The sequence below is a fragment of the Agromyces larvae genome (assembly GCF_022811705.1).
Taxonomy (GTDB): domain Bacteria; phylum Actinomycetota; class Actinomycetes; order Actinomycetales; family Microbacteriaceae; genus Agromyces; species Agromyces larvae.
Genome location: NZ_CP094528.1, coordinates 2,898,923 through 2,911,696, shown reverse-complemented (window position 1 = coordinate 2,911,696; position 12,774 = coordinate 2,898,923). Strand labels below are relative to the sequence as shown.

Sequence of the window (12,774 nt, the reverse complement as noted above, 5' to 3'; positions counted from 1 at the left end):
ACCGCTGACCAGCGACCGCTGACCAGCGACCGCTGAGCGGTGACCGCGGACGGCGCTGACGCGACCGCCCGCGGTCCTGGTCGACTCAGCTCCGGCCCGGAGCCTCGCCGCGGCGGTGCTTGCGACCGTGGTGCTCGTGCACGTGGACGTGCACGTGCACGTCCTGGTGCGGAGCGGGGTGCGGGTGGGGACCGAAACCGGCCCGGGGGCCGCGACCGAAGTCGCGCTCGTGCCCGCCGCGCTCGTGCCCGTATCCGTCGTGCTCGGGCCCGGCGCCCGGGGCGAAGCCCGGGAATCCCCGGCGCCCGTGCCCGAACCCGTGTGCGAACCGGCGTCCGAAGCCGCGGCCGCCGCGTCGCCCGCGGGGCATCGGCTGGGACTCGTCCCACCCGAGTTCGCGGGCGATCGCTTCGAGGGTCGCGAGCGTGGTCGCGAAGTCCTCGGGGCTCACGGCGCCGGCGACCCGGGCGCGCAGCCCGGTCACCCGCTCGAGCAGACGGTCGCGGGCGGTGCGGCCCGCGTCGGTGAGGGACGGCCCGTCGTGCGGGTCGGCCGGCACGTCGACCCAGCCGAGGTCGGCGAGTCGGCCGAGCAGGTCGGGTCGGTGGCGCAGCTTGTGGGCCAGGCGTTCGTCGTCGGCGTCGCCGGCGAGCAGGTTGAGCGTGCGCCAGTCGCGGCGGGTGATGCCTTCGTCGGCGAACAGGGCGCCCATCTCGTCGGAGATGCGGCGGTCGACCAGCTTCAGCCAGAAGCCGAGCGGTCGGCGGGAGGTGGGGAAGTCCGGCTTCTCGGAGCCGGATGTCTCGGTGAACTCGTGGTTCGTCATGGGGTTCCTCTCTCGGTGCGCTCGGAGCGAGCGCCCGGCGCGCGATGCGCGAATCGGTGTTGCATGTCAATTGACATGTATATGTAGGATGACATGTATGTCGGTGCCGAGTCAACCCGCTCCCGGCGAACGGTCAGGTTCCGCTGACGAGCCGGATGCCGCGACCGACGCCGTAGCGGCCATCGAGGCCGCGCTCGGCTCGCTGCGGCGGGGTCCGCAGTTCGGTCCGCCTGGAGCGGGCGGCCCGTTCGGACCCGGCGACGGTGCGGGGCCGGGCCCGTTCGGCCCGCTCGGCCCGCGCGGGGGCTTCGGCGGTCGACGGCACGGCGGGCCCGATGGCGACGCCGGCCCGCATCGCGGCCACCACGAGCACCCCGGCCACCACGAGCACCCGGGTCGGGGCCGCGGCGGCCACGCCGCGTTCCGGCTGCTGGCGGCGCTCGACGCGCACGGGCCGCAGTCGGTCACCGAGATCGCCGCGCACATCGGCGTCGATCAGCCGCGTGCGAGTCGGCTCGTGCAGGCCGCGGTGGACGCCGGTCACGTGCGGCGCGAGCCCGATCCGAGCGACGCGCGGCGGAGCATCCTGATCGTCACCGATGCCGGCCGCGCCGTGCTGAGCGCGACCGTCGGCCGTCGGCGCGAGGCGATCGAGACCGCGCTCGCCGGGTTCTCAGCCGTCGAGCGGGCCGAGTTCGCGCGACTGCTCGCGCGGTTCGTCGAAGGGTGGCCGCGGGGCTGAGCCCGGGCGGAAGGTCACCGGGGTCTCGATACGCGGCGCGCTACCGGGCGGACTCGAGCCGCGCAACCAGTTCGTCGATGACCGTGCTCACGAGCCTCGGCATCTCGACGGCGTCGGGCTCGAGCAGCCACTGCACCTGCAGGCCGTCCATCACGGCGATGAGGGTCGACGCGGCGTCGAGCAGCGACTGGCGGTCGGTGTTGCCCGTGACCTCGCCGAAGACGCCGGCGATCTTCTCGCGCAGGATGTGCAGTCGCTCGTGGAAGTAGTCGTTCGCGGGGTGCCCGTCGGTGACCGATTCGCCCGACAGCACCGAGTACGCCTGCACCACGCCGCGCCGGTGGGTGTTCTCCTCGACGGTGTCGATGAGGTGCTGGAGGAACGCGGGCCCCTCGGTCTGCGCGCGGGCGGGCACGCCGTTGACCTCTTCGCCGTCGCGGTATTTCAGCATCGCGACGAGCAGGCCCTCTTTGCTGCCGAAGTGATGCAGCACGCCGGCGTGGGTCATGCCGGCCTCCTCGGCGACCTCGACGAGCGCGCCCTTGTTGTAGCCGCGGGCGCCGAACACCTTCATGGCCGCCTTGAGCACGGCCTCACGTCGTTCGAGCGTGCGCGCCTGCGGGCGCTGCACCCGCTCGGCCGCGGGCTTCGCGCGGGTCTCGGTACGAGCTGCGTCCACCAGTGTTTCCTTCCCGATGCGCTCGGCGCGGCATCCGGCCTCGAAATCGTGTCGGTCGGCGCGCGCGTGCGCTGACCGTAAGGATGGCACGTCCGCGCTGCCGATGCGAGGAGCACGACGCGTTACCGAACCGTTATGGCCCTAACTTACTTACAAGTCAGTAAGTGTGTCACGATAGCTCGCGTCACTCAATGACGAGCCCCTAAGGAGACTACGGCGTGACCTCGACCACCACGGCCAGCGGAACCGACGAGCGGGCTGCGCATCGGCCCGATCCGACCGCCCTCGCCCTCGAGGACGCCATCGCCATCGCGACCGCGCTTCCGCTCGCCGACAAGGTGCGACTGCTCACCGGCGCCGCCACCTGGACGCTGACCGAGCTCCCCCAACTGGGCCTGCGCACCATGACCGTGTCCGACGGGCCCATCGGAGTCCGCGGCACCGGCGAAGACGGCCTGCCCTCGGCGCAGATGCCCGCACCGAGCGCGACCGCCGCCACCTGGGACGTGCGCCTCCAGGCCGCACTCGGCGAGCTGATGGCCGCCGAGGCCCGCCGCAAGGGCGTCGACGTCGTGCTCGCCCCGGTGGTGAACCTGCAGCGCTCGCCCGTCGGCGGCCGGCACTTCGAGTGCTTCTCCGAGGACCCGCTGCTCACCGCCCGCCTCGCCGTCGCGTTCATCGACGCGCTGCAGCAGCAGGGCATCGCCGGCTGCGTCAAGCACTTCATCGGCAACGAGACCGAGACCGACCGCACCACCTACCTCTCCCGCATCGACGAGCGCACGCTGCGCGAGGTCTACCTCGCCCCGTTCGAAGCCGTCGTCGAGGCCGGCGTGTGGACGATCATGGCCGCCTACAACGGGCTCAGCCGCGACGGCGTCGAGCAGACCGCGACCGCGCACGGCCCGCTGCTCAACGGCATCCTCAAGGGCGAGTGGGCGTTCGACGGCGTCGTGATCAGCGACTGGCTCGCCACCAAGCACACCGCCGAGTCGGCCAACGGCGGGCTCGACCTGATCATGCCCGGCCCCGGCGGGCCGTGGGGCGCGGCGCTCGTCGCCGCCGTCGAGTCGGGCGAGGTGCCCGAGTCGGTCATCGACGAGAAGGTCGCGCGCATCGTGCGGCTCGGCGAGCGGGTCGGCGCCCTGAGCGGCGTCGCCGGCGACGTGCTGCCCTACGACCAGGCGGGCGCCACCGACGACCCGGCCGGCGACGAGGTCGTCGCGCTGCTGCGCGAGGCCGCGGCGCGATCGACGGTCGTGCTGCGCAACGAAGGTGCGCTGCTCCCCATCGCATCGGGTGCGGATGCCCCGAAGCGCGTCGCCCTCATCGGCCACAATGCGGTCGAGCCGTTCACGCAGGGCGGCGGCAGCGCGTTCGTCACCGCACCCCACATCAGCGACCCGCTCGAGGCGCTGCAGGCGGCGCTGCCCGGCACCGAGGTCGCCCGATTCCGCGGCGGCGCGACGACCGTCACCGCACCGCTCGTGCCCGGCGAGCTCGTCACCACGCCCGACGGCGAGCCCGGCATCCGCATCGACCTGCTCGCCGCCGACGGCTCCACGGTCGAGTCGCTCCAGGTTCCGGATGCCACGGGCCTCTGGTTCCCGGTCGCCGACGCCCGCGTGGCATCCGCCCGCCTGACCGCCGAGGTCGCACTCGAGGGCGCCGGCCGTCACGTGATCGAGGTCGGCCCGGTCGGCGCGCACCGCGTCGTCGTCGACGGCGAACTGCGCGGCGAGTCGACCGACGAGGTCGGCGTCGAGGTCGTGCTGAACTCCAGCTACGCGAACCCGCCGATGATCGAGTCGACGATCGACGTCGAGGCCGACCGCCGCGTGCGCGTCGAGGCCGACCTGCAGGTCATCGACGGCGAGAGCTACGGGCGGTTCGTGCGCGTGCACTTCCGCTACCGCGCCCCCGGCCTCACCGTCGACGAGGAGATCGAGCAGGCCGTCGCCGCGGCCGCCGGCGCCGATCTCGCGGTCGTGGTCGTCGGCACCAACCCCGAGACCGAGTCCGAGGGCTGGGACCGCCCCGGCCTCGCGCTGCCCGGCCGGCAGGACGAGCTCGTGCGCCGTGTGGTGGCCGCGAACCCGCGCACCGTCGTCGTCGTGAACGCGGGCGCGCCCGTCATCCTGCCCTGGCTCGACGAGGTGCCCGCCGTGCTCTGGTGGTGGCTGCCCGGCCAGGAGGCCGGCTCGTCGCTCGCCGCCGTGCTCACCGGCGAGATCGAACCGAGCGGCCGACTGCCGTGGACCCTCCCGGCGAGCGAAGCCGACGTGCCGGTGCCGAACGGGCTGCCCGTCGACGGCTACATCGACTACACCGAGGGCGTGCACGTCGGCCACCGCGGCTGGGACCGCCTCGGCCGCACCCCCGCACGCGAGTTCGGGTTCGGCCTCGGTTACGGCGAGTGGGCCTATCGGTCGCTCGCGCTGGCGGAGTCCCCTGAGCTTGTCGAAGGGGGTGGGCTCGCTTCGACGGGCTCAGCGAGCTCGGTCGGGTCCCCTGAGCTTGTCGAAGGGGGTGGGCTCGCTTCGACGGGCTCAGCGAGCTCGACGGGCTCAGCGGGCTCGACGGGCTCTGCGAGCTCGACGGGCCCCGTCGTCACCGCGCACGTCACCGTCGCGAACGTCGGCACCGTCGACGCGCGCGAGGTCGTGCAGGCCTACCTCTCCGCCCCCGACGACACCGACGAGCAGCGCCCCCAGCGCTGGCTCGCGGGTTTCGCGCTCGTCGACGTCGCGGCGGGCGGCGAGGCATCCGTGTCGATCCCGATCGCGCGACGCGCGTTCGAGATCTGGGACACGGACACGCAAGCATGGACTCTTCCGGCCGGAGCGTACGAGCTCCGGGTGGGGCGGTCCAGCAGAGACCTCCGACTGGCAGCCCCGGTCGTCATCGGAGACACGAAGTAACACCCGAGCACCTGCTCACACCTATTGGAATGCAAGGAGGCATCGAAATGCGCAAGCGCATCCTCGCCGCCGGGGCCGTACTGGTCGCCGCCGGCTTGGTCTTCACGGGTTGCAGCAGCAACTCTGGGGGTGACGACAGCGGCGCCAGCAGCAAGGTGCTGGTCGTCGGCATGCCCAACGGCCCGCAGTCGCCCAACCAGAACCCGCTCGCGACCGGCTCGGCATCGCTCTCGCTCGGCTACGCGTTCGTGGTCTACGAGTCGCTGATGCAGGTCAACGAGCTGCACCCGACCGACGACCCCACCCCGTGGCTCGCCGAGTCGGTGGAGTGGAACGACGACTCGACCCAGGCGATCATCACCCCGCGCGAGGGCGTCAAGTGGAGCGACGGTGAAGACTTCACCGCCGACGACATCGCCTTCTCGGTGCAGCTCCGCAAGGACAACCCCGAGCTGAACATCGACTTCCCCGACCAGTACGAGGGCGTCTCGGTGGAGGACGGCAAGGTCGTCGTCGACTTCACGACCTCGCAGTTCGTCAACCGCGACAAGCTGTACCGGCTCCTCATCGTGCCCGAGCACATCTGGGGCGAGGTCGACAACCCCGTCGAGTTCACCGATGACGAGATGATCGGCACCGGTCCGTTCGTGCTCGACAAGTTCACCTCGCAGTCGGTGTCGCTGAAGCCGAACCCCGACTACTGGGGCGGGGCTCCGAAGGTGGGCGCGCTGCGCTACGACACCTTCAACGACAACAACGGCCTGACCACCGCGCTCACCACCGGCGACGCGCAGTGGGGCTGGACGTTCATCCCCGACTACGAGAACACCTTCATCGCCAAGAACCCCGAGCACTTCCACCAGGTGGCGGGCGGCGGTTTCGGCGTCGACGTGCTGTTCCTCAACAACCAGACGAAGCCGTTCAACAACCCGGCGTTCCGTCAGGCGCTCAACCTGACCATGGACCGCGATGAGATCTCGAAGAAGGCGGGCTACGGCGTCTGGCCGACCATCACCTCGGTGACCGGCCTGCCGACTCCGACCGGTGACGCGTTCATCGCTGACGAGTTCCAGGGCCAGGAGCTCGCGGTCGACGTCGACGGTGCGAAGCAGATCCTCACCGACGCCGGCTACACGTGGGACGACTCGGGCGCCCTCGTCGACCCCGACGGCGAGAAGGTCTCGTTCGTGCTGACCAACCCGGCCGGCTGGAGCGACTACCTCTCGGCGCTCGACATCATCGCGACCGGCGCCAAGGAGCTCGGCGCCGAGGCGACCGTCGAGCCCGCCGTGCAGGACACCTGGTTCAACGACATCATCCCGTTCGGCAACTTCCAGGCGACCCTGCACTGGGTCGACAACGGCTCCACCCCGTGGAACCTGTACTCGAACATCATGGACGGCGCGTCGTACGTGCCGCTCGGTGAGACCGCGAACTGGAACTTCGGTCGCTACAACAACCAGGCCGTCACCGACGCGCTCGCCGCGTTCAAGGGCGCATCGGATGACGCGACCCGCGCCGAGGCCATGCAGACCATCCAGCAGGCGTACGTGCAGGACGCCCCCGGTCTCGTGATCTGGCAGCGCCCGGCCGTCGCGCAGTACTCGACGGTGAACTACACGGGCTTCCCCACCGAGGAGGACCCGTACGCCAACCCGCAGCCCACCGGGCCGCAGGCGGCGCTCATCCTCTCGAAGCTGGTTCCGACCGAGAAGTGAGACCTGTCGGGCCGGTGACCTCGTCACCGGCCCGACGCCGAACCGGGCGGGCGGCGGGCCCTGCACCCGTCGTCCGCCCACACCCCCGGCGTCGCAGGATGCCGAATCCGAGCCCGGGCGCGCTTACCCTGTTCCCGGGCCCGTTTCGAAGGTGAACGAATGAGCAACACAGAACCCGAGCGATCGGTACTGCGAGCGGAGTCGCTCCGCAAGCACTTCCCGGTCCGCGGCATCGGCAAACACGGTGTCGTGCACGCGGTCGACGACGTCGACCTCGAACTCCACGCCGGCCGTGTCGTCGCCCTGGTCGGCGAGTCCGGCTCGGGCAAGAGCACCATCGCCCGCCTCCTCGCCCAGCTCATGCCCCTCACCGAGGGCCGCATCGTGCTCGACGGCGAAGACGCGACCGTGCACAACCGCCGCGCGTTCCGCCGGTACGTCGGGCGCGTGCAGATGATCTTCCAAGACCCGTTCGGGTCGATCAACCCGATCCACCCCGTGCGCTACACCCTCACCCGCGCACTCCGGATCCACCGCGGCCGCCTCCGCGGCCAGGCGCTCGAGGCCGCACTCGACGAACTGCTCGAGCGCGTGCAGCTCACGCCGCCCGCCCGCTACGTCGACAAGTACCCGCACGAGCTGTCGGGCGGTCAGCGCCAGCGCGTCGCCATCGCCCGCGCGCTCGCCGCGAACCCCGACGTGCTCCTCGCCGACGAGCCGATCTCGATGCTCGACGTGTCCATTCGCCTCGGCATCCTGAACCTCCTGAAAGACCTGCGCGATCGTCTGAAGATCGCGATCCTCTACATCACCCACGACATCGCGTCGGCCCGCTACTTCGCCGACCGCACGGCGGTCATGTACGCCGGCCGCATCGTCGAGACCGGCGACAGCGAGTCCGTCACGCAGGATCCGAAGCATCCGTACACCCAGCTGCTGGTGCGCAGCGCCCCCGACCCCGACGACCTCGAGGCGCGCGCGCACGGCGCCCGCGGCGAGGCGCCGAGCCTCGTGAACCCGCCGAGCGGGTGCCGGTTCAACCCGCGCTGCCCGTTCGCGACCGAGCTGTGCCGCACCGAGGTGCCGCCGCTGCTCGAGGTCGGCGAGGGCCGCCAGGCCGCCTGCTGGGGCTACTCCGACCGCCCCGACCGTCCGCAGGTCACCGACGTCATCGAGGTGCTCGGCGAGCGCCCCGCGGCCCCCGACGCCGCCGCGATCGTCGCGCACGCCGCAGGCGTCGACGCCGCGCACGCCGGAGAGGAGGCATCCGCATGAGGTTCTTCGTCCGACGTGGCATCTTCTACGTGATCACCGCCTGGGCGGCCGTCACGATCAACTTCTTCATCCCGCGCATGATGCCGGGCGACCCGGTGAAGGCGCTCATCGCCAAGAACCAGGGCAAGATCCCGACCGACGCGATCCCCGCGTTGTACGCGATGTTCGGCCTCGACGAGAACGTGCCGCTCTGGCAGCAGTACCTCGACTACTGGGCCAACCTGTTCCGCGGCGACCTGGGCATCTCGTTCTCGCTGTTCCCGATGCCGGTGACCGAGGTCATCGCGCAGGCGCTGCCGTGGACGGTGGGCCTGGTCGGCATCGCGACGATCATCAGCTTCTTCGTCGGCACCGTCATCGGCACCGGCATCGGCTGGCGCCGCGGCACCTGGGCCGACTCGCTGCTGCCGATCTCGACGTTCTTCTCGGCGGTGCCGTACTTCTGGCTCGGCCTCATCGCGATCTTCGTGTTCTCGGTGACGCTCGGCTGGTTCCCCTCGTCGGGCAGCTACGACCGGTCGCTCATCCCCTCCTGGGACTGGGAGTTCATCTCGTCGGTGATCTTCTACGGCACCCTGCCCGCGCTGACGATCATCATCTCGTCGATCTCGGGCTGGATCCTCGGCATGCGCAACATGGTGGTGACCGTGTCCAGCGAGGACTACGTGACCGTCGCGCAGGCCAAGGGCCTCTCGGAGCGCCGGGTCATGTTCAACTACGCCGCCCGCAACGCGGTGCTGCCGCAGGTGTCGAGCTTCGCGCTGTCGCTCGGCTTCATCGTCGGCGGCACGCTGATCATGGAGATGGTGTTCACCTACCAGGGCATCGGATTCCTGCTCTTCAACGCGGTGAACGCGAAGGACTACCCGCTCATGCAGGGCTGCTTCCTGGTGATCACGATCGCGGTGCTCGCGGCGAACATCCTCGCGGACTTCGTGTACGCATTCCTCGATCCCCGTACCCGGCAGGAGGGCTGAGATGACGATCGACAACAGCATCGTCGAGGAGCTCGACGAGGCCAGCCGCCCCACGCAGGCGCCCGACACGACCGCGGTCGCCGCGGCGGCGCAGGAGCGTTCGCGCAGCAAGGGCGGTGCCCACCGGTTCCTGTTCCTGCGCAACGGGAAGGCGCTCACCGGGCTCGCGATCATCGCGTTCTTCACGCTCATCGCGATCATCGGCCCGTGGATCGCCCCCTACGACCCGAGCGCGCAGAGCGACGACCTGATGCAGCCGCCGTCGTGGCAGCACTGGATGGGCACCACCCACCTCGGGCAGGACATCTTCAGCCAGCTCATCGTCGGCACGCGCGGCGTCATGGTGGTCGGGTTCATCGCCGGCATCCTCGCGACCGTGATCGGCGTGATCGTCGGCGTCACCGCCGGATACCTCGGCGGCATCGGCGACGAGACGCTGTCGGCGCTGTCGAACGTGTTCCTCGTGATCCCGCAGCTGCCGCTCATCATCATCATCGCCGGCCAGCTGCCGAGCGTCGGCGGCATCACCGTTGCGGTCGTGATCGCGGTCACGGGCTGGGCGTGGGGTGCGCGCGTGCTGCGCGCTCAGACCCTGTCGTTGCGCAAGCGCGACTTCGTCGAGGCGGCTCGCGCCACGGGCGAGCGGAGCTGGCGCATCATCACGGCCGAGATCCTGCCGAACCTCACCGCGATCATCGCGTCGGGCTTCGTCGGCACGGTCACCTTCGCGGTGCTCTCGCTCATCACCCTCGCGTTCATCGGCATCGGCTCGGGCAGCGACTGGAACTGGGGCACCATCCTGTTCTGGGCGCAGTCGCAGCTCGCGCTGCAGCGCGGCGCGTGGTGGTGGTTCATCCCCGCCGGTCTCTGCATCGCCCTGCTCGGCATGGGGCTCACCCTCATCAACTTCGGCATCGACGAGTTCGTCAACCCCCGTCTGCGGTCGACGGCGCTGAACGCCCGCAAGCTGCGCAAGCGGGGCATCCGGCCGCGCATCGGCTTCACGCCGGTCGTGTACGAGGCCCCCGGCGCGCGCGAGCGTCGCGATGTCACGGATGCCGCTGCTGCGGCCGTCCGCACCGAATCCGCCGCCCGCGCGGCCGAAGCCAAGCGCGCGGCGAAGGGAGCCCGCTCATGACCCTGCTCACCCCCGACTCCTCGGCGTCGACCGCCGCCGGCCGGCCGGCGACCGCGGCATCCGACCCGGTGCTCGAGATCCGCAACCTCTCGGTCGACTACGGCTACGAGGATGACGCGGTGCACGTGCTGCGCGACGTGTCCCTCACGCTCGGGCGCGGCGAGGTGCTGGGCCTGGCCGGCGAGTCAGGCTGCGGCAAGTCGACCCTCGCGTACGCGGCCACCCGGCTGCTGCCCCCGCCCGGCCTGATCACCGGCGGCGAGGTGCTGTTCACCGACCGAGACGGCACGAAGACCGACCTGCTGCGCCTGAACGACCAGCAACTGCGCGCCTCGCGCTGGCAGGACCTCGCGATCGTGTTCCAGGGCGCGATGAACTCGCTCAACCCCGTGCACCGCATCGGGTCGCAGATCGCCGACGGCATCATGGCGCACCGCCCGGGCATGAAGAAGCCCGAAGCGCTCGAGCGCGCCGCCGAACTGCTCGAACTGGTCGGCATCGCACCCGACCGGCTGCGGTCGTACCCGCACCAGCTGTCGGGCGGCATGCGCCAGCGCGTGATGATCGCGATGGCGCTCGCCCTCGAGCCGCAGGTGCTCATCATGGACGAGCCGACGACCGCGCTCGACGTCGTGATGCAGCGCCAGATCGTCGAGCAGATCGCCGAGTTGCGCGACCGGCTCGGGTTCTCGGTCATCTTCATCACGCACGACGTGTCGTTGCTGATCGAGATCGCCGACCGCATCGCGATCATGTACGCGGGCGGCATCGTCGAGGACGCGAAGTCGCTCGACGTCTACCACCGGCCGCGCCACCCGTACTCGTCGGCGCTGCTGCACTCGTTCCCTCCGCTGCGCGGCCCGCGGCGCGAGCTGACCGGCATCCCGGGCTCGCCGCCCGACCTGTCGAAGCTCGGAGGCGGCTGCCCGTTCCGCGACCGGTGCGCGTTCGCGTGGGACGCATGCGGCACGGTCGAGCCGGTGCTCACTGCGCCCGATGTCGACGGCGACGACCCGCGCCGCTCGGTGTCGTGCCTGCGGCACGACCCGGGCCGCGTCATCGCGGCGGGCTTCGAAGCCAAGCCGGTGCCCCTGGAGCTCTCGCAGCGCTGACGCGCAGCGCCCCGGTGCTGACGCGCCGCGCTGACGCGCAGCGCTTCGGCGCAACGAAGGCACGGTGTTCAGTCCGAGGAGCCGTCGGACGTGCCTCGGACTGAATACCGTGCCTCCAACCCGGGTACCCTCGCCCACGTCATCGAGCGCGAGCTCGCCGGCTGGGCCGCCCCGCAATCGAGGCACCGTGTTCAGTCGGAGGCACTGCCGGCGGTGCCGCCGTCTGCACAGGGTGCCTGCGACAGCGTCGGTGCCGGCGGCGGCCGCGGCGGCGGCCGCGGCCGCGGCGGCGTCGGCATAGGCTCGGACCATGCTCGCCACCGTCATCCACGCTGCCCGTGACATCCGCGTCGAAGCCGTGCCCGATCCGCTGCTCTCCACCGGCGGCGACGCGATCGTGCGCGTCGTCGCGGCCTGCGTGTGCGGGTCCGACCTGTGGCCGTACCGCGGCATCACCCCCACGCGCGAGCCGCACCGCATCGGTCACGAGTTCGTCGGCGTGGTCGAGGCGATCGGCGACGCGGTCGGGCTCGTGCAGGTCGGCGACTTCGTGATCGCGCCGTTCTACGTGTGCGACAACACCTGCGTGAACTGCCGCAACGGGTTCTCGACCTCGTGTCTGAACGGCAGCTGGTGGGGCGGCGACGACCGGTTCGGCGGGTTCGCCGACGGCGGGCAGGGCGAGCGGGTGCGGGTGCCGCTGGCCGACGGCACGCTCGTGGTCGTCCCCGGCCCGATCGCCGACGAGGAGGTGCCGGGGCTGCTCGCGCTCGCCGATGTCATGGGCACGGGCCATCACGCCGCGGTGTCCGCGGGCGTGACCGAGGGGTCGACGGTCGCCGTCGTCGGCGACGGCGCGGTCGGGCTCTGCGCGATCATCGCGGCGAAGCGGCTCGGCGCGGCCGAGATCATCGCGATGTCGCGGCACGCCGATCGGCAGGAGCTCGCGCGCGAGTTCGGCGCCACGCACGTCGTCGCCGAGCGAGGCGCCGAGGGCGTCGCCGCGGTGCGCGAACTGACCGGCGGCATCGGCGCCGACTGCGTGCTCGAGTGCGTCGGCACGAAGGAATCGATGGACCAGGCGCTGCGATCGGCGCGCCCCGGCGGGCAGGTCGGGTTCGTCGGCGTGCCGAACGGCGGGCCCGAGCTTCCCGTCCGGCGCATGTTCGACACGAACGTCGGCGTGCGGGGCGGGGTGGCGCCCGTGCGCGGCTACATCGAGGAGCTGCTGCCCGACGTGCGCTCGGGTGCCATTCGGCCGGGCCGGGTCTTCGACCTCGAGCTGCCGCTGTCCGAGGCATCCGAGGCGTATGCGGCGATGGACGAGCGCCGGGCGATCAAGGTGCTGCTGCGGCCGTAGGGCGCGTATCGAGACCCGGTGACCCG

10 protein-coding genes are annotated in these 12,774 nt (G+C 71.3%); 8 read left to right on the top strand and 2 right to left on the bottom strand.

Translation table 11 applies throughout. From position 1 onward, the window contains the following. Positions 1 to 85: 85 nt before the first annotated feature. The gene (locus MTO99_RS13985; protein WP_243554247.1) at positions 86 to 826 is read right to left on the bottom strand and encodes a MarR family winged helix-turn-helix transcriptional regulator; all 741 of its coding nucleotides are present in this window, start codon (positions 824 to 826) and stop codon (positions 86 to 88) included. Positions 827 to 923: 97 nt separating this feature from the next. Between MTO99_RS13985 and MTO99_RS13980 the strand changes: the two genes are divergently transcribed. Further along, complete coding sequence (locus tag MTO99_RS13980; RefSeq protein ID WP_243554246.1) at positions 924 to 1,568, top strand: MarR family winged helix-turn-helix transcriptional regulator; 645 nt, start codon at positions 924 to 926, stop codon at positions 1,566 to 1,568. Between the two features lie 40 nt (positions 1,569 to 1,608). Here MTO99_RS13980 and MTO99_RS13975 read toward each other — a convergent pair whose 3' ends face one another. Then, the gene (locus tag MTO99_RS13975) at positions 1,609 to 2,247 is read right to left on the bottom strand and encodes a TetR/AcrR family transcriptional regulator (protein ID WP_243554245.1); all 639 of its coding nucleotides are present in this window, start codon (positions 2,245 to 2,247) and stop codon (positions 1,609 to 1,611) included. A 218-nt stretch (positions 2,248 to 2,465) separates the two neighbouring features. On the opposite strand from MTO99_RS13975, the gene MTO99_RS13970 reads away from it, so the two are divergent. The 7 genes from MTO99_RS13970 (at position 2,466) to MTO99_RS13940 (ending at position 12,748) form a co-directional block, all read left to right on the top strand. Continuing rightward, the gene (locus MTO99_RS13970) at positions 2,466 to 5,168 is read left to right on the top strand and encodes a beta-glucosidase family protein (RefSeq protein WP_243554244.1); all 2,703 of its coding nucleotides are present in this window, start codon (positions 2,466 to 2,468) and stop codon (positions 5,166 to 5,168) included. A gap of 47 nt (positions 5,169 to 5,215) precedes the next feature. Further along, positions 5,216 to 6,886 carry an ABC transporter substrate-binding protein gene (locus tag MTO99_RS13965; RefSeq protein WP_243554243.1) on the top strand — a complete coding sequence of 557 codons (1,671 nt, stop codon included), beginning with the start codon at positions 5,216 to 5,218 and terminating at the stop codon, positions 6,884 to 6,886. 159 nt (positions 6,887 to 7,045) lie between these two features. Beyond that, positions 7,046 to 8,161 carry an ABC transporter ATP-binding protein gene (locus MTO99_RS13960; protein WP_243554242.1) on the top strand — a complete coding sequence of 372 codons (1,116 nt, stop codon included), beginning with the start codon at positions 7,046 to 7,048 and terminating at the stop codon, positions 8,159 to 8,161. Beyond that, positions 8,158 to 9,138 (top strand): ABC transporter permease, encoded by a 981-nt coding sequence (locus MTO99_RS13955; RefSeq protein WP_243554241.1) that lies wholly within the window; start codon positions 8,158 to 8,160, stop codon positions 9,136 to 9,138. Before MTO99_RS13960 ends, MTO99_RS13955 begins: the two co-directional genes overlap by 4 nt. A 1-nt stretch (position 9,139) precedes the next feature. Beyond that, entirely contained in the window at positions 9,140 to 10,276 is a 1,137-nt protein-coding gene (locus MTO99_RS13950) for an ABC transporter permease (RefSeq protein WP_243554240.1), read from the top strand. Continuing rightward, the gene (locus tag MTO99_RS13945) at positions 10,273 to 11,388 is read left to right on the top strand and encodes an ABC transporter ATP-binding protein (RefSeq protein WP_243554239.1); all 1,116 of its coding nucleotides are present in this window, start codon (positions 10,273 to 10,275) and stop codon (positions 11,386 to 11,388) included. Before MTO99_RS13950 ends, MTO99_RS13945 begins: the two co-directional genes overlap by 4 nt. Positions 11,389 to 11,698: 310 nt before the next feature. Further along, a complete protein-coding gene (locus tag MTO99_RS13940) occupies positions 11,699 to 12,748 on the top strand; it encodes a zinc-dependent alcohol dehydrogenase family protein (RefSeq protein WP_243554238.1) in 1,050 nt (349 codons plus the stop codon). The last annotated feature ends 26 nt before the right edge of the window (positions 12,749 to 12,774 follow it).